Origin of the sequence: Rhodococcus sp. BP-332, from assembly GCF_019836065.1 — a bacterium.
GTDB lineage: Bacteria > Actinomycetota > Actinomycetes > Mycobacteriales > Mycobacteriaceae > Rhodococcoides.
Window position 1 is genome coordinate 388,138 of record NZ_JABUEC010000003.1, and the last position, 20,180, is coordinate 408,317.

Sequence of the window (20,180 nt, forward strand, 5' to 3'; positions counted from 1 at the left end):
TCATACCAGGCTCTCCTGCCACGCCGTGTTCAGGTGCGCGAACCTGCCGTCGCCGGCGACGAGGGCCTCCGGGGTGCCGTCCTCGACGATCCGTCCGTCGGCCATGACGAGAACGCGGTCCGCGATCGCGACCGTCGACAGGCGGTGCGCGATGATCAGTGCGGTCCGGCCGTGCAGGATCGTCTCGAGGGCGCGCTGGACCAGGCGCTCGCCGGGGATGTCGAGGCTGGACGTGGCCTCGTCGAGCACGATCACCGACGGTGCGGCGAGGAACACCCGCGCGAAGGCCACCAGCTGTCGCTGTCCGGAGGACAGACGTCCACCGCGCTTGCGCACGTCGGTGTCGATGCCTCGCGGCAGTGCGGCCAGGAACGGGGTGAGGCCCACGGCGTCGGCGGCCGCCCGCACCTCGTCGTCGGTCGCGGACGGTCGGCCGAGTCGGATGTTGTCCGCGATCGATCCGGAGAACAGGAACGATTCCTGCGTCACCATGACGACGTTGCGACGCAGGTCGTCGTCGGCCAGGTCGCGGAGATCGATGCCGTCGAGACGGATCCGGCCGTCCGTGGGGTCGTAGAACCGCGCGAGGAGCTTGGCCACCGTCGACTTGCCGGCACCGGTGGCGCCGACCATGGCGACCACCTGTCCGGCCGGCACGTGCAGCGAGAAGGGCTGCAGCACCGGCGCGTCCGCGGCGTAGCCGAACGAGACCCGGTCGAACTCCACGTCGCCGGCCGCGATTCCGATCGGCACCGGGGTGGTGGGAGGCGCCACCGTCGGTTCCTCCTCGAGCACGCCCGAGATCTTCTCGAGCGCCGCCGCGGCCGACTGGTACGCGTTGAACACCTGCGCGAGTTCGTCGAGCGGCCCGTAGAAGCGGCGGAGGTACAGCACGTAGGCGGCGAGCACGCCGATGTCGAGGGCACCGCCGATGACCCGCATGCTGCCCACGACCACGATGACGGCGAGGGTGGCGTTGCCGATCCAGCGCACGATGCCGGTGTAGCTCGCCATTCCGCGCAGCGCGGTGGTGGTGGCGTCCCGGTACTCGGTGTCCTCCGCGAGCAGGATCGCGTCGTTGCGGCGCTCGCGGCGGAACACCTGGACGGCGCGGATGCCGACCATCGACTCGACGAAGTGCACCACGACGCGCGCGATGGACACCCGGGTGCGTCGGTAGGCGCGGCGCTGGCGGCGCTGCGACCAGCGTGTGATCAGTAGCAGCGGAACGAATCCCGCGAGCACGACGAGGGCCAGCGGAACGTCGAGCCAGAACAGGATGATCGCGATCGAGACCATCGACAGGATCGCGGTCAACGCATCGTTGAGCGCGCTCTCGAGAAGCGTCTGCAGTGATTCGACGTCGCTGGTCAGTCGCGAGATCACCTTGCCGGACGTGTACTTCTCGTGGAAGGACAGCGACAGTGCCTGCGCGTGGCGGAACACCCGCTCGCGCAGATCGAACAGGATGTCCTGGCTCAGGCGGCCCGAGACCACGAGGAACGCGTACGTCGTGGCGGCGCCGAGGAACCCGACCACGACGTATCCCGCCACGGTCCACACCAGCGGCGCCCAGCGTCCGTCGACGGCAGCGGCGACGCCCGTGTCGAGAGCGTGGGCGATGAACAGCGGTCCGGCGACGAACGCCAGGTTGTCCAGGAAGATGATCGCCATCGCGAGGACCGTGCGGCGGCGGTGCGGGCGCAGCAGCGAGAGGAGCAGTCGACGTGAACGACCGGCCAGGACGAGGTTGCCTGCCCGGTCCACGTCGGTGTCCTCACCGCCGACGCCGCGCCAGTCGGTGTCAGCCATGATCTCGCTCCGCTCCCGACATCGAGCCCATCACGTCGCGGTACGCCGCCGAGGTGGCGAGCAGGTGCTCGTGCGTCCCGGTCTCCATCACCGTGCCGTGGCCGAGGTGCACGACGCGGTCCGCGAGCGCGGCGGTCGAGGGGCGGTGTGCCACCAGCACGGTCGTGGAGTGCGCGAGCACGGTGCGCAGCCTGCGCTGAACCGTCGCCTCGGTGTCCACGTCGAGTGCGGAGAGCGGATCGTCCAGCACGAGCACGCGGGGCCGGCCGAGCACCGCCCGCGCCAGCGCCAGACGCTGGCGTTGACCGCCGGACAGGCTCAGTCCCTGCTCGCCGATCCGGGTGTCGAGGCCCCACGGCAGCTTCTCGACGAAATCCGTCGCGTGCGCGATCTCGAGTGCCTCCGCGACGTCCTCGTGCGTCGCGTCGGGGCGGCCCAGCGCGACGTTCTCGCGCACACTGGCCGAGAACAGCACCGGCTCCTCGAAGGCGACCGAGACCACCGAGCGCAGATCCGCCAGCCGCATCGACCGGACGTCGACACCGTCGAGAGTGATCGCGCCACCGTCGACGTCGAAGAGCCGAGGAATCAGCGTCGTCAGGACGGACTTCCCCGTTCCGGTGTTGCCGACGAGAGCCACCGTCTCGCCCGGACGCACCTCGAACGTGACGTCGTGCAGGAGGTGGTCGGATGCGTCCGGGAATGCGAAGGAGACGTGGTCGACGCGGATGTGCCCCCGCACCGGGTCGGGCAGGGGAACGGGGGAGACCGGATCCACGATGGTGTCCGGGGTGTCCATGATCTCCCAGTACCGATCCGCCGCCGTCCGCGCGTTGTTCAGCTCGGCGAGCAGGAAACCGAAGGACTCGATGGGCCACAGCAGGAAAGCGACGATGGCCATGGTCGCCACCAGAGTTCCGGCCGTCAGGGTCCCCGTCACGATGGCGTACGTCCCGTAGGCGAGCATGCCGCCGACGGCCACCGGTGGCAGTCCGACGATGACGGTCCACAGGATCGCCAGGTATCGGACCTTGGTGAGCTCGGTCGTGCGGAGCGTCGCGGCCTGCGCGAGGAAGCGGCGTCCCAGGTGGGCGCTGCGGCCGAACGCCTTGAGCACCCGGATGCCGTGGATGGACTCCTCGACGGTGGTGGTGACGTCGCCGGCCTGGTCCTGGGCGTCGCGTGCGACGACGCGATAGAGCTCCTCGAACCGGACGCACGCCCACACCAGCGGAATCGCCACGACGAGCATGATGACGCCGAACTGCCATGCGCGGGAGAGCAGGACACCGAGACCCACGACGAGGGTCACCGCGTTGATGATGATGAACGGTCCGATGAAGGCGACGAAGCGGCGCAGCGCGGAGAGGTCTGAGATGGCGCGGGAGAGCAGTTGGCCCGATTCCCAGCTGTCGTGCGCGGCCACCGACACGTGCTGCAGCTTCGCGAACACGTGCGCGCGGGCCGTGATCTCGAACTGACTCGACGGCCCCGACACCAGGTAGCGACGGATCCAGATGCCGGCGGCATCGATCGTTCCCAGCAGCAGCACCAGCGCCGCAGGCCACCACACGCCGGCGACGTCGCCGCGGGTGATCGGGCCGTCGATGATGCTCTGGATGACGAGCGGGATCACCAGGCCGGTGAGCGTGGCGATCAGCGAGACCACGATGGACCCGACGAAGTACCAGCGATACGGCGCCAGGAACGGGGCGAAGCGGCGGAGCGACGAGGTCACCGTCGCGGAGGACGCCTCGACCGCACGTCTCGTTCCGCGATCGAGCACTCCGGTGGACACACACGACTCCTCACGTACCGCTCGACTGTCTCATCGAGCCGTACTCGGAGCCAACCGATTTATCGCGGGGCCTGTTCCCCCCCCCCCCGTTCTCACGTCACCTCCGCTTCGCGTCACCGAACGGTTCGTCGCGTTCCTGGACGGCCTGCCGGAATCCGACGGTGGCAGCGCGGGTCTGGAACGCGAAGCCCTCCCGGGTGTGCCGGGCGACGCCGTCGAAGACCGTGCTGATCATCGTGGAGGTGTGCACGCCGGAGCTGATCAACGCGCTGTTGAGCGCCAGCTTGACCATCATCAGCTGGTTGATCGGCATGCGCGCGATCCGTGCGACAAGTTCCTCGGTGCGGGCGTCGAGCTGATCCGCGGGCACCGATTCGACGGCGAGACCCCACTCCGCCGCCTGCGCCCCGGTGAGACAGTCACCGGTCAGGAGCAGTCGTTTGGCGCGCTGGTCGCCGAGGCGGTGTGCCCACATCCCGGCGGCGGGAACGCCCCAGACGCGGGTCGGCGGGTAGCCGATCCGCGTGTCGTCCGCACAGATGATCTGGTCGGCGTACAGCGCGATGTCGGTACCGCCGGCCACGGCGAAACCGTGCAGCTTGGCCACCACCGGCTTGTTCGCGTGCAGCAGGCTGGCGAATCCGCGGTTGAATCGGCTCATCATCGCGTAGTCGATCATCGGGTCCCACTGGCCCGACGGATCGTGGTTGCGGGCCTGGACGACGGGGTCGAGAACCGTCCCCGTCGTGTCCACGGCCCCGCTGTCGCCCCGATCGAGATTCTCGGCGTAGATCGACAGGTCGTAGCCGCCGCAGAACCCCTTGCCGCGACCGGACAGCAGCAGGACGTGTACTCGCGGATCGAGATCCGCCCGCTCGACGGCCGCCGCCAGTTCGACGGGGGTGTCCGCGGTGATGGCGTTGCCGTGCTCCGGTCGGTCGAAGGTGATCCGGGCGATCCGCCCGTCGACCTCGTAGGTGAGCGTCCGGAACGTCGGGGAGTCCTGCTGTGGAGTGCGGCCGGTGAAGGGGGAGTCGGCTCCCTCGTCCCACCCCTCCCGCCACGGGGCGGGTGCGTCGGTCACGCCGGAACCTTCGGCGTCGATCGCTCGATGATGGCGGCCGTGTCCACCCCGGTAGGCAGGGTGCCGTACACGCTGCCCCAGTCGCCGCCGAGTCGGCTCGTCGTGAACGCGTCGGCGACCGCGGGGTGGCCGTGCCGCACGAGCAGCGAGCCCTGCAGTGCCAGTGCCATCTCGCCGACGACGCGGCGTGCCCGCTGTTCGAGGGTGGCGATGTCGGTGAAGGAGTCCTTCAGCGACCGCACCGCGGCGTCGAGCGCCGCATCGGCTCCGCGGCAGCCGTCGAGCTCGTCGAAGAACACGGCGAGCGTCTCCGGCTGTCGTGCCACGGCGCGCAGGGTGTCGAGCGCCGCGACGTTGCCCGAACCCTCCCACACCGACAGCAGTGGAGCCTCCCGGTAGAGCCGCGGCATCCTCGACTCCTCCGCATACCCGTTGCCGCCCAGGCATTCGAGGGCCTCCGCCGCATGCGCCGGGCCGCGCTTGCACACCAGGTACTTGCTGACGGAGAGGCTGATGCGCCGCAGTGCGGCGGCACGCTCGTCGCCCGCAGCTGCCTGATCGGTGAGCGCGGCGAGCCACAGGGCGACGGTCGTCGACGCTTCGGACTCGATCGCGAGATCGGCCAGGACATTTCGCATGAGTGGCTGGTCGACGAGGTTCTTCCCGAACGCCTGCCGGTGCACCGCATGATGCACGGCCTGAGCGGTGCCCGCCCGCATTCCCGTGGCCGACCCCAGGGTGCAGTCGAGCCTCGTCATGTTGACCATCTCGATGATGGTCCGCACGCCGCGACCCTCGTCGCCGACGAGCCAGGCGGTCGCGTCGTCGTACTCCACCTCGCTCGAGGCGTTGGAATGGTTGCCCAGCTTGTCCTTCAGGCGCTGGATCGCCATGGCGTTGCGAGTGCCGTCCGGGAGGACGCGGGGCAGGAAGAAGCACGACAGGCCGCCGGGCGCCTGCGCGAGGACCAGCAGGACGTCCGACATCGGCGCCGACGTGAACCACTTGTGGCCGGTGATCCGGTACGAGCCGTCCGGCTGCGGCACGGCCGTCGTGCGGTTCGCCCGGACGTCGGAACCCCCTTGCTTCTCGGTCATGGACATGCCCGCGATCAGACCCGTCTTGGTCGCGGGAGGACGGTACGAGGGGTCGTACGTCGACGAGGTGAGCAGCGGTTCGTACAGCGCGGACAGTTCCGCGTTCGCTCGGAGTGCGGGAACGACGGCGTACGTCATGGAGATCGGGCACCCGTGCCCCGCGTCCACCGCGCCCCAGACGCTGAACTTCGCGGCACGGATCAGATGTGCGTGCGGTGACGGGTCGCGCCACGGCGCCCCGTGCATGCCGAATTCCACTGCCGTGCGCATCAATTCGTGGTACGCCGGGTCGTAGACCACCTCGTCGATGCGGTTCCCGTAGCGGTCGTGCGTGTGCAGGACGGGCGGATGCTCCTCGGCGAGATCGCCCCAGCGCTGCGCCTGCTCGCTCCCGGCCAGCCGACCGAGCCGGTGCAGCTCGTCGAGCGCGTCGTCGGCGCCCTCGCGGTGCAGGGCCTCCAGGACGACCGGGTGGTCGGCGACGTCGTGGCCGATGAGCGGCGGAACCTGATTGGTGACGGTGTGCGTGGGGGTCATGACGCTCTCCTGTCGGTCGGGGCGCCGAGGGCGCGGAGTGTGAAGGTCTCGAGTGCGGCGAGAACGCGAGCGTCGGCCTCGCCGCGGGCGAGTGGGACGACCAGTGCCTCGCCGATGGCGCCGACGATGCACGCCGCCGTCAGGGGCGCGTCCTGGTCCGGGAGTTCACCGGCCAGGGCGGCGGCACGGATGGCGGCGGCGAACGCGTCCGCGAACGACTGCCGGAAGGCGAGACGCTCGGTGTCGACGAGGGCGTCGATGGGCTCGGCCAGCAGCGCGTACGCGAGAGTCGGTGCGCGACAAGCGCGATCGCAGAAGGTGCGGACCGAGGCGAGCAGGCTGTCGGTGTGGGTGCCGGTCGCGGCGGCGCGCACACCCGCCGCTGTCGCGGCGGCCACCTCGCGGCTGCAGGCGTCGCGGAAGACCTCGGCGAACAGTTCGCCCTTGCCGGGGAAGTAGCGGTAGACGGTGCCCACACCGATGCCGGCGCGGGCGGCCACGTCGGCCATCGAACATGCGGCGTACCCCCGCTCGGCCACGAGAGACAGTGCAGCGGTGACGATTCGAGATCGGGCGGCATCGAGCCGCTCCTGGACCGCAGCGGTCCGTCGGTACACCATGGCAAGAAGTGAACGCCCGTTCCGCACTGGTGTCAAGGACGGAACGGTGATTCATATGTTCGGGAGGGCAGGACTACCAGCGCGACCCGACGCGATTGTTGACCAGCAGCGTGCCGTCCGGATCGAGACGGGACTCGGGACGGAACACCATGACGGCGTCGTCCTCGTCGGGCGGTGTCGGCTCCTCCGTGTTGCCGATGCCGCCGAGCAGTCCGCGCCACAGCACCCAACCGCGCCGTTCGTAGAACCCGACGGCGTCGGGAAGGGAATTGAGCACGCCGACCACGTCGTCCGACTCGATCTGCTCCTCGATCGCGGCCATGAGCCGCGCACCCAGCCCGGTGCCCCGGAACTCCGGGTCCAGGGCGACGGCCTCGACGAAGCCGCCGTCGAACTCGTCGCCGCCGTGGTGGAGAAGGCGCGGCACCACGGCGGCATGGCCGATGATGCGGTCGCCGTCGCGGAGGATCACGTGGGTACCGCCCAGGGCGTGCTGCCAGTCGTACGGGGTGAAGCGCTCGCCGAAGGCGCCGCGCACCAGCCCCTCGCACGTGTGGGCGTCCGCGTCACCCAGATCGTCGGTGATCACCGACTCGAGTCGCGGTTCCTGCTGTATCGCTTCCTGGCTCACGGTCCCCCCGGACGCAGCCTGCCGCCGAATCGCTCAGTCGTTGGCGTGCAGGATCGAGTTGAGCTCGACGCCCGTACCCTTCCACGGCACGACCTCGACGGCACCGGAAACGGAGTTACGACGGAAGAGCATGTTCGACTGCCCACTGAGATCGGCCGCCTTGACGACGGTGCCGTCCGGGCCGGTGACCTTGGTGCCCGCGGTGATGTAGAGGCCCGCCTCGACGACGCAGTCGTCGCCGAGGGAGATGCCGAGCCCCGCGTTGGCGCCGAGCAGGCAACGCTGTCCCACCGAGATGACGGCCTTGCCGCCGCCGGACAGAGTGCCCATGATCGAGGCGCCGCCGCCCACGTCGGAGCCGTCGTCGACGACGACGCCGGCGGAGATGCGGCCCTCGACCATGGACGAGCCGAGCGTGCCGGCATTGAAGTTCACGAAACCCTCGTGCATGACCGTCGTGCCGGATGCGAGGTGGGCGCCGAGGCGCACGCGACCGGCGTCGCCGATGCGGACACCGGTGGGGAGCACGTAGTCGACGAGTCGCGGGAACTTGTCGACACTGAAGACGGTGACGGCGCCCCGTGCACGGAGACGGGCGCGCGTCGCCTCGAAGCCGTCGACGGCCGCCGGGCCGTGGTTGGTCCACACCACGTTGGACAGCAGGCCGAACTGGCCGTCCAGGTTGAGGCCGTGCGGCCGGACGAGGCGATGCGAGAGCAGGTGCAGGCGCAGGTAGACGTCGTGCGCGTCGACCGGGGCGTCGTCGAGGGAGGAGATGGTGGTGCGCACCGCGACGATGTCGAGGTCGCGGGCGTCGTCGTGTCCGACCAGCGCGGCCAGTTCCGGGGGAACCTCCGCCGTGTCGAGCCGTGCGGTGCCGGTGTCGGCCACCTCGGCGAGCTCGGGAGCGGGGAACCAGGTGTCCAGCACCGTTCCCGACGGGGTGATGTGTGCGATGCCGACTGCCGATGCTCCTGTGGTCACGGGGACCGAGCCTAGAGGACGACCGGACGGCCGCGCGAACGTAAGGTCGGCTGCGTGAGCGCACCGATCTCCCTGGACCTGCACGCCGATCCCGTCGACCTCACGGCGGCGCTGGTGGACGTTCCCAGCGTCTCGCGAGACGAGGCCACGCTGGCCAACGCGGTGGAGCGGGCGCTGCGCGAGCAGACCACGGGATTCGAGATCGCGCGCTCGGGCGACGCCGTGCTGGCCAGGACGAACCGGGGGCTCCCGACGCGGGTGATCCTCGCGGGTCACCTGGACACGGTCCCCATCGCCGACAACGTGCCGAGTCGTCGCGAGCGCGGGCACGCCGAGGGCGACGTCCTCCACGGATGCGGAACCGTCGACATGAAGTCGGGGGACGCGGTGTTCCTGCACCTGGCGGCGACGGTCGCTGAGCCCACCGCGGACCTGACGCTGATCTTCTACGACTGCGAGGAGATCGAGGCGTCGGCCAACGGTCTGGGTCGCATCGAGCGGGAGATGCCCGAGTGGCTGCGCGGAGACGTCGCGATTCTCGGCGAGCCGTCGGGTGGCTTCATCGAGGCGGGGTGCCAGGGGACGCTCCGCATGCGGTTCACCGCGACGGGGACGCGCGCCCACTCGGCCCGATCATGGCTGGGAGACAACGCGATCCACAAGCTGGGCCCGCTGTTCGACCGGCTCGCCGCGTACACGCCGCGCAGCGTGGACATCGACGGCTGCGTGTACCGGGAGGGACTGCAGGCGGTCCGTGTCAGCGGCGGCGTCGCCGGGAACGTGGTCCCCGACGAGGCATTCGTCGACGTCAACTGCCGCTTCGCCCCCGACCGCAGTGTGGAGCAGGCGATCGAGCACGTGCGCGAGGCGACCGACGCGGAGCATCTCGATCTCACCGTCGAGGTGACCGACAGGTCGCCGGGCGCGCTGCCGGGTCTGGCCGCACCCGCGGCGGCGGCGCTGGTCACGGCGGCGGGGGGAGAGTTCCGCGCCAAGTACGGCTGGACCGACGTCTCCCGGTTCTCCGCGCTGGGCATCCCGGCGGTGAACTACGGTCCCGGCGATCCCAACCTCGCGCACAAGCGCGACGAGCGTGTACCGGTGCAGCAGATCACCGATGTCGCCGACGTCCTGCGCCGGTATCTGACCGCCACCGACGCCCACTAGCCTCTCCGTCATGGGAGCGCACGAGAGCCGGGAGAACGCCGGCGAGAGGTCCACGAACTACCGCGGGCCCGTCATGGACCGACGGGAGTTCGGTGGGTCCACCACCGATCAGCGGCTCCTCGACTCGCGGGGCTCCGCCGACTGGCTGCACACCGATCCGTGGCGGGTGCTGCGGATCCAGAGCGAGTTCGTCGAGGGCTTCGGCGCACTGGCGGAACTGCCTCGGGCCGTCACGGTGTTCGGGTCGGCGAGGACGTCGCGCGAGTCCGCGGAGTACGCGCTCGGCGTCGAGCTGGGCACCGCGTTGGCGGGCGCCGGCTACGCCGTGGTGACGGGCGGGGGACCGGGCGCGATGGAGGCCGCCAACAAGGGGGCCTGCGAATCGGGCGGGTTCTCGGTCGGCCTCGGTATCGAGCTGCCCTTCGAGCAGTCGCTCAACGAGTGGGTGGACCTCGGCGTCAACTTCCGCTACTTCTTCGTCCGCAAGACGATGTTCGTCAAGTACTCGCAGGCCTTCGTCTGCATGCCGGGCGGATTCGGCACGCTCGACGAGTTGTTCGAGGCACTCACGCTGGTGCAGACCCGCAAGGTCACCCGGTTCCCCATCATCCTGTTCGGCACGCAGTTCTGGGGCGGGCTGCTCGACTGGATCCGCACCACGCTGGTGGCCGCCGGCACGGTGTCCGAGGCGGATCTCGAGTTGATCCGCTGCACGGACAGTGTCGCGGAGGTGGTCCGCTGGGTCGACGAGAGCCGGGCGGCCGAGATCGCGGCGACCGAGTCGCGGGCGAGCGAGACCGAGCAGTGACCGGGTCGATCGCGGTGTGCGTCTACTGCGCGTCCGGCCCGGTGGAGCAGCATCACCTCGATCTGGCCGCCGCCGTGGGCACCGAGATCGGACGTCGCGGCGGCACGTTGGTGTCCGGGGGCGGCAACGTCTCCATGATGGGCGCCGTCGCGGCGGCCGCACGCGCCGCGGGGGCATTCACGGTGGGAGTCATCCCGCAGGCCCTGGTGCACCGCGAGGTGGCGGACATCGATGCCGACGAGCTGGTGGTCACCGAGACGATGCGCGAGCGCAAACGCATCATGGACGACCGGGCGGACGCGTTCATCACGCTCCCGGGCGGTATCGGCACGCTCGAGGAACTGTTCGAGACCTGGACCGCCGGATATCTGGGAATGCACGACAAACCGGTCGTAGTCTTGGATCCCGTGAACCACTTCACACCGCTGTTCGACTGGATGCGCTCGCTCGTCGGGACGGGATTCGTCTCCGAGCGCTCGCTCGATCGCCTGGTCGTCACGGCGGACGTGGACACGGCTCTGACGGCGTGTGGGCTCGTGCAGGGCACGCGCACCGTGAACATTACCAATCAGTAAGGTAAGCGTCGTCACAGCCGGAGACGCAGCCGGCTCGCCAGGGGAGGGAACCACAGCATGGGTGCCGAGGCTCGTCACAAGGTCGGATTGCTCGACATCGCCGCCACACTTCCGAAGATGACTGCGGCGCTGCCCAGTGTCCTCCGGGGTGTGCCCGGGTTCCTGCGCAAGCCCGACGACAAGGAGTCGATCGGCCACATCTTCCAGCGCGTCGCGGCGAAGACGCCGGACCACCCGTTCGTACGTTTCGAGGGAGACACCCTCACGTACGGCCAGGCCAACGATCTGGTGAACCGGTACGCGAGCGTGCTCACCGACCGCGGCGTCCGGCGCGGTGACGTCGTCGGTGTGCTGGCCAAGAACTCGATGCGCACGCTGCTGGTGGCCCTGGCCACCGTCAAGCTCGGCGCCACGGCCGGAATGCTGAACTTCAATCAGCGCGGCGACGTGCTCGAGCACAGTCTCGGCATCCTCGACGCGCGCGTCCTCGTCGTGGACGGCGACTGCGTCGAGGCCCTCGAGTCCCTCGACGAGGCGCTTCCGGAGAAAGTCATCCTGCACGCGGACGAGCTGGACGAGAAGGCGGCGTCGGCGAGTGCGGAGAACCCTGCCACCACGGCCGAGGTCCAGGCCAAGGAGAAGGCGTTCTACATCTTCACCTCCGGCACCACGGGCATGCCCAAGGCCAGCCTGATGAGCCACTTCCGCTGGATGAAGTCCATGTCCGGTCTCGGCAGCATGGGCGTGCGTCTGGACAAGAACGACGTCCTCTACTGCTGCCTCCCGCTCTATCACAACAACGCGCTGACGGTGTCCCTGTCGTCCGTGCTGGCGTCCGGCGCCACCATCGCCATCGGCAAGCAGTTCTCGGTGTCCAACTTCTGGAAGGACGTCCGCGAGAACGAGGCCACCGCGTTCACCTACATCGGTGAGCTGTGCCGCTACCTGCTGACGCAGGACGAGACCCCGCAGGACTCCGACAACACGATCAAGCTGATCGTGGGCAACGGGCTGCGCCCGGAGATCTGGGAGGAGTTCACCACCCGCTTCGGCATCGAGCGCGTGGCGGAGTTCTACGGCGCCAGCGAGTGCAACATCGCGTTCATCAACGCCTTCAACATCGACCGCACCGCAGGCTTCTGCCCGTTGCCGTACGCCGTCGTCGAGTACGACGACGAGACGGGCAAGGCCAAGCGGGACGACAACGGTCGGCTGCGCAAGGTGGGGTCCGGCGGCGTGGGCCTGCTGCTGTCGAAGATCACCGACCGCGCGCCGTTCGACGGGTACTCCGACGAGGAGGCCACGAACAAGAAGCTCCTCAAGGACGGGTTCAAGGACGGCGACTGCTGGTTCGACACCGGAGACCTGGTGCGTCAGCAGGGCTTCCGGCACGTGGCGTTCGTCGACCGTCTCGGCGACACCTTCCGGTGGAAGGGCGAGAACGTCGCCACCACCCAGGTGGAGGGCGCGCTCAACTCGCACCCCGACGTCGATCAGGCCGTGGTCTTCGGTGTCGACGTTCCCGGTACCGACGGCAAGGCGGGCATGGCGGCGGTGACCCTGCGCCACGACAAGAGCTTCGACGGCGCGAGCTTCGCCGAGCACGCCTACAAGAACCTGCCCAACTACGCCGTTCCGCTGTTCATCCGCGTCGTGGACTCGCTCGAGGCCACGTCCACGTTCAAGAGCAAGAAGGTCGAGCTCCGCAAGGTGGGCTACGGCGACGGGGACGGCGACCTGTTCGTCCTGAAGGGCAAGTCCGGCGGTTACGTCGAGAGCTACGACGAGTACGTCGACGAGGTCGGTGCCGGCAAGCTGCCCAAGGGCTGAGGTGGCCCCCGGGGACGGGCATCATGGTGGTGTGAGCGCACCCGAGACGTCCGTCCCCGCCGACACCCTGTGCGGTCGACCGGTCGCGACCGACCGTGCGCTGGTCATGGCCATCGTCAACCGCACCCCCGACAGCTTCTACGACCGCGGCGCGACGTTTGAGGACGACGCCGCGATGGACGCGGTCCGCCGTGCGGTGGACGAGGGTGCCGACCTCGTCGACATCGGCGGTGTGAAGGCCGGACCCGGCGCCACCGTCGACGCCGCCGAGGAGACCCGACGGGTCGTGCCGTTCGTCGCCGCCATCCGCGCCGCATACCCGGATCTGGTGATCAGCGTGGACACCTGGCGGGCCGAGGTCGCTCGGCTCGCGTGCGCCGAGGGCGCCGATCTGATCAACGACACATGGGCCGGCGCGGACCCCGAGCTCGTGCACGTCGCCGCCGAGGTCGGTGCCGGCATCGTCTGTTCGCACACCGGCGGAGCCGTTCCCCGGACCCGGCCGCACCGCGTTCGCTACCCCGACGTGGTCGCCGACGTGCTCTCCGAGGTGACTCGATCGGCCGAGAACGCTCTGGCCGCGGGCGTGCGAGCGGACGGGATCATCATCGATCCGACCCACGATTTCGGTAAGAACACCTATCACGGGCTCGAACTGTTGCGTCGGATCGACAGTCTTGTAAACACCGGATGGCCTGTCCTGATGGCACTGAGCAACAAGGATTTCATCGGGGAGACTCTGGGTGTAGGACTTGCCGAACGGTTGGAGGGAACATTGGCCGCGACAGCTTTGACGGCATCACAGGGTGCTCGGATGTTCCGGGTGCACGAGGTGGCAGCGACGAGACGGGTGGTCGACATGGTGGCAGCGATAGCAGGCACCAGGGCTCCCGCCCGGACGGTACGGGGTCTGGCATGACACTCGCAGGCATGCTCACCCCCGCGACCGACTGGGATCGCGAGAACAGCTGGGAATCACCCTCCTGGACCCTCGAGGAGCTCGAGGCGGCGAAGGGTGACCGGACCGTCTCGGTCGTGCTTCCCGCACTGAACGAGGAAGAGACCGTCGCCGGTGTCCTCGACACCATCTCGCCGCTCCTCGGGCGACTGGTCGACGAGTTGGTGGTGCTCGACTCCGGGTCGACCGACCGGACCGCCGTGCGTGCGACGGCCGCCGGCGCCACCGTCGTCTCCCGGGAGGAGGCGGTTCCCGAACTCGCCCCCGCTCCCGGCAAGGGGGAGGTGTTGTGGCGCGCGATCGCGGCCACGACGGGCGACGTCATCGCGTTCGTGGACTCCGACCTGATCGATCCCGATCCGCAGTTCGTGCCCAAGCTCCTCGGGCCGTTGCTCATGGGGGACGGCATCCATCTGGTCAAGGGCTACTACCGCCGGCCGCTGAGCGGGTCGACCGAAGCACACGGTGGTGGGCGCGTGACCGAACTGGTGGCCAGACCGCTGTTGGCCGCGCTGCGTCCGGAGCTCGGAAGGGTCATCCAGCCGCTGGGCGGGGAGTACGCGGGCACCCGCGAACTGCTGTCCTCGGTGCCCTTCGCGCCCGGGTACGGCGTGGAGATCGGTCTGCTGATGGACACGTACGACCGGTTGGGCATGGACGCGATCGGGCAGGTGAACCTCGGAGTCCGGCGTCACCGCAACCGGCCGCTCGTGGAGCTGGGGGCCATGAGCCGTCAGATCGTCGGAACCATGCTGGCGCGCGCCGGCATCGCCGACTCGGGAGCCGGTCTCACGCAGTTCGTCCTCGACGGGGAGACCTTCGTGCCCTCGATCACCGACGTCTCGCTGGCCGACCGGCCGCCCATGCGCACGGTGCGGCCGTGGGCGGGCAAGTCGGGAGTCGAGAAGTCGGGGGGCTGAGAAGTCGGGGGGCTGAGAAGTCGGGGGGCTGAGAAGTCCAGGTCGGCAGAGGCGCACCACCGCCGCGGATCCTGTCGCCTCGTCGTGACAGGATCCGTGTCATGGTGACGATCCTGCTGTACGTCGTCGTGATCGCGGTCGTGGCCGCGGCCCTGTTCCTCCTCGCGTCCGTCGTCTTCGGCCGCGGGGAGGAGATGGAACCGTTGCCGGAGGGGACCACGGCCACCGCGCTGCCCGCTCGTGGCATCTCCGGGCGCGACGTGCGCGCGCTGCGCTTCTCCCTCACGCTGCGCGGGTACGACGCCCGCGAGGTCGACTGGGCCCTCGATCGACTCGCGGTCGAAATCGACAGCTTGCGGCTACGCCTGCGCGAGGCCGAGCCGTCGGAAGCCGTCGTGGAGGACGCGCCCGGTGACGACGTCTGAGTCCGGTCTCCGGATCGGTTCGGACGGACGGGCCCGCTGCCTCTGGGCCGGTGACCCGACGACCGATCCGCTGTACGCCCGGTACCACGACGAGGAATGGGGCGTCATCGTCCACGGCCGCGACGCGCTCTACGAGCGGATCACCCTCGAGGCGTTCCAGTCGGGGCTCTCGTGGATCACCATTCTGCGCAAGCGCGACGCCTTTAGAGCGGCGTTCGCGCACTTCGATCCGACCGTCGTCGCGCGGTGGGGAGACGACGACGTCGAACGCCTCATGGGTGACGCGGGGATCGTCCGCAACCGCGCAAAAATCGTTGCGGCGGTGCGTAATGCGCGGGCCATCGTCGATCAGGACCTCGATCTCGACGCGCTCCTGTGGTCGTTCGTACCGCCGCGCCGCGGTCGCCCCACGAGCCTGCAGGACGTTCCCGCGGTGACACCCGAGTCCACCGCTCTCGCGCGCACTCTCAAGAAGTCCGGCTTCGCATTCGTCGGTCCCACCACGGCGTACGCGCTGATGCAGGCGACCGGAATGGTCGACGATCACCTCGCCGGATGCTGGGTTCCCGCGCGCTAGTACACACCCGTGTCCCGCTCGTTCGAGGGTGTCCGTTGCCCACGGATCCAGAGGATAGGGAACAATAAGTGCACGAGCCTCGTCGGACCCCGGCGAGGCGCGACCGAATTGATGCAGCGCGCGATGCAGGGCAGCGCAGATCTGGAGGGAGCAGAGAATGGCGGCCATGAAGCCCCGGACCGGGGACGGTCCGCTCGAGGCGACCAAAGAGGGACGAGGAATCGTCATGAGGGTTCCACTCGAAGGCGGAGGACGCTTGGTCGTCGAACTGACTCCCGACGAGGCAGCCGCTCTGGGCGACGAGCTCAAGGGCGTCACCAGCTGACACCACACCTGTCATCACCGTGAGAACAGCCCCACCGGCCGACCCTGACCGGTGGGGCTGTTCTCGTCCCGACCGAACGAGCGACCCACCACGACGAGCGGAGGAACCGTGAACGACGATGCGGTGGCCCTGCTCGCGTGCCCACACTGCGGGTCGGACCTCGAGGCCGACGATCCGGACTCGGGAGCTGCCGCGCTGCTGTGCGACCGCGGGCACACGTTCGACGTCGCGCGCCAGGGATACGTCAGCCTGCTCTCAGGGTCCGGCGGCAAGATCGTCGGCGACTCCACCGAGATGGTCGCTGCACGCGCCGAGTTCCTCGACCGCGGGCACTACGACCCGCTGATGGACGCCGTGGCCGACGCCGTGGGGGACCGGCGCCGCGTGCTCGACGTCGGAGTGGGCACCGGGCACTACCTCGCCCGCGTGCTGGACGCGGGCGTCCCCGATGCCGTCGGCGTCGGTCTCGACGTGTCCAAGGCGGCTGCGCGCCGCGCCGCACGATCGCACCCTCGGGCCTCCGCGGTGGTCGCCGACGTCTGGCAGAGCATCCCGGTCCGCTCCGGCGTGATCGACGCGGCCCTGTCGGTGTTCTCGCCGCGCAACGCCGAGGAACTCGCGCGCGTGCTCGCACCGGCCGGGGTGCTGGTGGTGCTCACCCCCACCGAGCGCCATCTCGTCGAGTTGGTCGACGATCTGGGTCTCGTCCGGGTGGACGAGAACAAGACGCAGAGGTTGGGCGACACGCTCGGCGGCCGGTTCGAGCGGGTGCGCCGGGTCCCGATCACCTACTCGACCACGCTCTCGCGGGACGAGATCGTCGACGTCGTGAGCATGGGGCCGTCGGCGCGCCACATCCCGGCGGCGGATCTGCGCGCGCGGGTCGACGAGATGCCGCCCGCGCGCGAGGTCACCGTGTCGGTGACCCTCGGTGTCTACGCGCGGGCCGCGGCGTAGACCTCCATCGTCTGCTGCGCGATCGACTCCCAGGAGAACTCGGCGACGGCGCGCTCGCGACCGGCGACACCCTGCCGCGCTGCTCGACTCTCGTCGGCGACGAGGTCGTTGACCGCGGCGGCCAGGTCCGCCTCGAACGTGGCGGTGTCCGCGGCGTCGTAGTGCACGAGAGCCCCGGTACGGCCGTCGGCCACGACCTCGGGGATGCCGCCCACGTCGGACGCGACGACGGCCGTCTCGCAGGCCATCGCCTCCAGGTTGACGATGCCGAGGGGCTCGTACACCGACGGGCACACGAACACGGCGGCCGCCGAGAGGATCTGGCGGATCTGCTCGGTCGGCAGCATCTCGCGGACCCAGAACACGTTGCCGCGGCTCTCGGACAGGGCGGTGACGGCGCGCTCGGTCTCGACCGCGATCTCCGGGGTGTCGGGCGCACCCGCGCACAGCACCAGCTGAATGGACGGATCGAACGAGTGGGCCGCGGCGATGAGGTGCCCCACGCCCTTCTGCCGGGTGATGCGGCCGACGAACGCGACGATGGGGGCGTCGGTGCGCACGCCGATCGCCTCGAGCGCGGACGGCGCGCCGTCCGCGGGGCCGCCGGCGTGCCACACCTCGGTGTCGATGCCGTTGCGCACCACGTGAACTCGGTCCGGATCGATGCGTGGGTAGCAGTCCAGCACGTCGGCCTTCATGCCGTCGCTGACCGCGACGACGGCGTCGGCGTACTCCATGGCGTTGCGCTCGGACCACGACGAGATGCGGTAGCCGCCGCCCAGCTGCTCGGCCTTCCAGGGGCGGCGCGGTTCCAGCGAGTGCGCGGTGAGCACGTGCGGGATCCCGTACAGCTCGGCCGCGAGGTGGCCGGCGAGGCCGGTGTACCAGGTGTGCGAGTGCACCACGTCGGCGCCGCCGGCGGCGTACGCCATCCGCAGTCCCGTGGAGAGCGTGGTCAAGGCCGGGTTCGCGTCGACCAGGGCCGGGTCCGGCGAGTGCACGACGGCGGTCTCGCGCGGCGCGCCGATGCAGTGCACGTCGACCTCGCACAGTGCGCGGAGACGGTCGACCAGCTGCGTCACGTGAACGCCCGCGCCGCCGTAAATCTCGGGGGGATATTCCTTGGTCATCATCGCCACTCGCATGAGAGGAACGTAACGCGTCGGTGTGCATTCGGCCTATACGTAGCGATTGCTCGTCACAACCGGATAGGTTGGCTGTTGTGAGGACCCAGCCGCATGTACTCGGAATCGTGCTCGCCGGAGGTGAGGGCAAACGCCTGTATCCGATGACAGCCGATCGCGCGAAGCCCGCGGTCCCGTTCGGTGGTGCGTACCGCCTGATCGACTTCGTGCTGAGCAATCTCGTCAACGCCGGCTATCTGCGGTTGTGCGTTCTGACCCAGTACAAGTCGCACTCGCTCGACAGGCACATCTCCCAGACCTGGCGGCTGTCGGGTTTCGCGGGTGAGTACATCACCCCCGTGCCCGCGCAGCAGCGGCTCGGGCCCCGCTGGTACACCGGCAGTGCCGACGCCATCTTCCAGTCCATGAACCTCGTGTACGACGAGGATCCCGAGTACATCGTCGTGTTCGGTGCGGACCACGTGTACCGCATGGACCCCGAGCAGATGGTGCAGCAGCACATCGATTCCGGTGCCGGTGTCACGGTGGCCGGCATCCGCGTACCGCGCGCCGAGGCAACGGCATTCGGCTGCATCGACAGCGACGCCTCGGGCAACATCACCGAGTTCCTCGAGAAGCCGTCGGACCCGCCCGGAACGCCGGACGACCCCACCATGACGTTCGCGTCGATGGGCAACTACGTCTTCACCACCAAGGTGCTCGTCGATGCCATCCGTGCCGACGCCGAGGACTCGGATTCCGATCACGACATGGGCGGCAACATCATTCCCGCGCTCGTCGCGGCCGGGAAGGCATCGGTCTACGACTTCAAGGACAACGTCGTCCCGGGTGCGACCGAGCGGGACAAGGGCTACTGGCGCGACGTCGGCACCCTGGACGCGTTCTACGACGCGCACATGGACCTGGTGTCGGTCCACCCGATCTTCAACCTCTACAACAAGCGGTGGCCGATCCGCGGCGCCGCGGACAACCTGCCGCCCGCCAAGTTCGTGCAGGGCGGTCTGGCTCAGGAGTCGATCGTCGGAGCGGGATCGATCCTGTCCGGCGCGACGGTGCGCAACTCGGTGCTGAGCTCGTCGGTGATCATCGACGCGGGCGCCACCGTGGAGGGCAGCGTCATCATGCCCGGAGTGCGCATCGGTCGTAATGCGGTCGTCCGCAACGCCATCCTGGACAAGAACGTGGTGGTGAACGACGGCGAGATCATCGGCGTCGACCGCGAGCGGGACAGCGAGCGGTTCAACGTGAGCGCCAACGGCGTGGTCGCCGTCGGCAAGGGTGTCTGGATCTAGGTCACTCCGGCACGCGCGAGGCGCACAGCAGGCCGTCGCCGAGGGGAAGGACGACCGCTGTCAGGCTGTCGTTCTCCGCGATGGCGCGGGCGGCCGCGCGGACGGCGACGGTGGCCTCGTCGCGTGACGAGGCGTCCGCGACGCGTCCACCCAGCAACGCGTTGTGCAGGATCAGGGCGCCGCCGGGGCGGAGCATCCGCACGCCCTCCGTCACGAATCCGACGTGGTCCCGCGGCGTCGCGTCGACGAACACCAGGTCGTAGGACGCGTCGGCAAGGCGGGGGAGCACGTCGAGCGCGCGGCCGTTGATCAACCGGGTCCGCGATGCCCCGATGCCGCCGGAACGGAACGCCTCCTTGGCGGCGCGCTGATGCTCCGGTTCGGTGTCGATGGTGGTGAGGACCCCGTCGGGCCGCATCCCGTCCAGCAGCCACAGCCCGCTGACGCCTGCGCCGGTTCCGACCTCCACCACCGTGCGCGCTCCGGACAACTGCGCGACCATGCTGAGCACGGCACCGACGGACGCCGGTATCGGCGCGGCGCCCAGATCCACGGCGCGCTCGCGCGCGGCCTGCAGGATCTCGTCCTCCACGACGGAGGCTTCGGCGTAGTGCAGCATCTTGGCGGCGTCGGCAGTC

The 20,180-nt window shown here is 69.4% G+C and carries 20 protein-coding genes; 11 read left to right on the top strand and 9 right to left on the bottom strand.

All coding sequences use genetic code 11. The annotated features are described in order from the left end of the window. The 7 genes from HQ314_RS13045 to dapD all read right to left on the bottom strand — a co-directional run bounded on the left by HQ314_RS13045 (position 1) and on the right by dapD (position 8,563). Entirely contained in the window at positions 1-1,812 is a 1,812-nt protein-coding gene (locus HQ314_RS13045; protein WP_222650271.1) for an ABC transporter ATP-binding protein, read from the bottom strand. Then, positions 1,805-3,610 carry an ABC transporter ATP-binding protein gene (locus HQ314_RS13050; protein ID WP_222650272.1) on the bottom strand — a complete coding sequence of 602 codons (1,806 nt, stop codon included), beginning with the start codon at positions 3,608-3,610 and terminating at the stop codon, positions 1,805-1,807. The genes HQ314_RS13045 and HQ314_RS13050 overlap by 8 nt, the downstream gene beginning before the upstream one ends. 97 nt (positions 3,611-3,707) lie before the next feature. Continuing rightward, positions 3,708-4,694, bottom strand: coding sequence for a crotonase/enoyl-CoA hydratase family protein (locus HQ314_RS13055; RefSeq protein ID WP_308119396.1), 987 nt, complete (start codon positions 4,692-4,694; stop codon positions 3,708-3,710). Next, entirely contained in the window at positions 4,691-6,328 is a 1,638-nt protein-coding gene (locus HQ314_RS13060; protein ID WP_222650273.1) for an acyl-CoA dehydrogenase family protein, read from the bottom strand. The genes HQ314_RS13055 and HQ314_RS13060 overlap by 4 nt, the downstream gene beginning before the upstream one ends. Then, complete coding sequence (locus tag HQ314_RS13065) at positions 6,325-6,948, bottom strand: TetR/AcrR family transcriptional regulator (RefSeq protein ID WP_056447444.1); 624 nt, start codon at positions 6,946-6,948, stop codon at positions 6,325-6,327. The genes HQ314_RS13060 and HQ314_RS13065 overlap by 4 nt, the downstream gene beginning before the upstream one ends. Positions 6,949-7,021: 73 nt before the next feature. After that, complete coding sequence (locus HQ314_RS13070; protein ID WP_222650274.1) at positions 7,022-7,579, bottom strand: GNAT family N-acetyltransferase; 558 nt, start codon at positions 7,577-7,579, stop codon at positions 7,022-7,024. 33 nt (positions 7,580-7,612) lie between these two features. Then, positions 7,613-8,563, bottom strand: coding sequence for a 2,3,4,5-tetrahydropyridine-2,6-dicarboxylate N-succinyltransferase (gene dapD, locus HQ314_RS13075; protein ID WP_222650275.1), 951 nt, complete (start codon positions 8,561-8,563; stop codon positions 7,613-7,615). A 54-nt stretch (positions 8,564-8,617) separates the two neighbouring features. Here dapD and dapE point away from each other — a divergent pair, with 54 nt between their 5' ends. The 10 genes from dapE to HQ314_RS13125 all read left to right on the top strand — a co-directional run bounded on the left by dapE (position 8,618) and on the right by HQ314_RS13125 (position 17,105). Beyond that, positions 8,618-9,730 carry a succinyl-diaminopimelate desuccinylase gene (gene dapE, locus HQ314_RS13080; protein WP_222650276.1) on the top strand — a complete coding sequence of 371 codons (1,113 nt, stop codon included), beginning with the start codon at positions 8,618-8,620 and terminating at the stop codon, positions 9,728-9,730. 10 nt (positions 9,731-9,740) lie between these two features. Further along, positions 9,741-10,538, top strand: coding sequence for a TIGR00730 family Rossman fold protein (locus HQ314_RS13085; protein WP_027503866.1), 798 nt, complete (start codon positions 9,741-9,743; stop codon positions 10,536-10,538). Beyond that, positions 10,535-11,113, top strand: coding sequence for a TIGR00730 family Rossman fold protein (locus HQ314_RS13090; protein WP_056447448.1), 579 nt, complete (start codon positions 10,535-10,537; stop codon positions 11,111-11,113). The genes HQ314_RS13085 and HQ314_RS13090 overlap by 4 nt, the downstream gene beginning before the upstream one ends. Before the next feature lie 57 nt (positions 11,114-11,170). Then, positions 11,171-12,943: a long-chain-acyl-CoA synthetase gene (locus HQ314_RS13095; protein ID WP_222650277.1), complete on the top strand. Its 1,773-nt coding sequence runs from the start codon at positions 11,171-11,173 to the stop codon at positions 12,941-12,943. A 106-nt stretch (positions 12,944-13,049) separates the two neighbouring features. After that, a complete protein-coding gene (gene folP, locus HQ314_RS13100) occupies positions 13,050-13,862 on the top strand; it encodes a dihydropteroate synthase (RefSeq protein ID WP_081821090.1) in 813 nt (270 codons plus the stop codon). Positions 13,863-13,873: 11 nt separating this feature from the next. Further along, entirely contained in the window at positions 13,874-14,821 is a 948-nt protein-coding gene (locus HQ314_RS13105) for a glucosyl-3-phosphoglycerate synthase (protein WP_051613039.1), read from the top strand. 101 nt (positions 14,822-14,922) lie between these two features. Continuing rightward, entirely contained in the window at positions 14,923-15,246 is a 324-nt protein-coding gene (locus HQ314_RS13110) for a DivIVA domain-containing protein (protein WP_222638160.1), read from the top strand. A gap of 13 nt (positions 15,247-15,259) precedes the next feature. Continuing rightward, a complete protein-coding gene (locus HQ314_RS13115; protein WP_222650506.1) occupies positions 15,260-15,823 on the top strand; it encodes a DNA-3-methyladenine glycosylase I in 564 nt (187 codons plus the stop codon). Between the two features lie 157 nt (positions 15,824-15,980). Next, on the top strand, positions 15,981-16,148 hold the full coding sequence (locus tag HQ314_RS13120) for a DUF3117 domain-containing protein (RefSeq protein WP_003406247.1): 168 nt from the start codon (positions 15,981-15,983) through the stop codon (positions 16,146-16,148). Between the two features lie 108 nt (positions 16,149-16,256). Further along, positions 16,257-17,105, top strand: coding sequence for a methyltransferase domain-containing protein (locus HQ314_RS13125; protein WP_222650278.1), 849 nt, complete (start codon positions 16,257-16,259; stop codon positions 17,103-17,105). Here the strand turns inward: HQ314_RS13125 and glgA are convergent. Further along, positions 17,084-18,250, bottom strand: a complete 1,167-nt coding sequence (gene glgA / locus HQ314_RS13130) for a glycogen synthase (protein WP_222650279.1) — start codon at positions 18,248-18,250, stop codon at positions 17,084-17,086. The two genes, HQ314_RS13125 and glgA, sit on opposite strands and share 22 nt — an antisense overlap. A gap of 77 nt (positions 18,251-18,327) precedes the next feature. Here glgA and glgC point away from each other — a divergent pair, with 77 nt between their 5' ends. Further along, the gene (gene glgC, locus HQ314_RS13135) at positions 18,328-19,542 is read left to right on the top strand and encodes a glucose-1-phosphate adenylyltransferase (RefSeq protein WP_027503860.1); all 1,215 of its coding nucleotides are present in this window, start codon (positions 18,328-18,330) and stop codon (positions 19,540-19,542) included. Between the two features lies 1 nt (position 19,543). Here the strand turns inward: glgC and HQ314_RS13140 are convergent, their stop codons facing one another. Next, positions 19,544-20,161, bottom strand: a complete 618-nt coding sequence (locus HQ314_RS13140; RefSeq protein WP_027503859.1) for an O-methyltransferase — start codon at positions 20,159-20,161, stop codon at positions 19,544-19,546. Positions 20,162-20,180 lie beyond the last annotated feature (19 nt).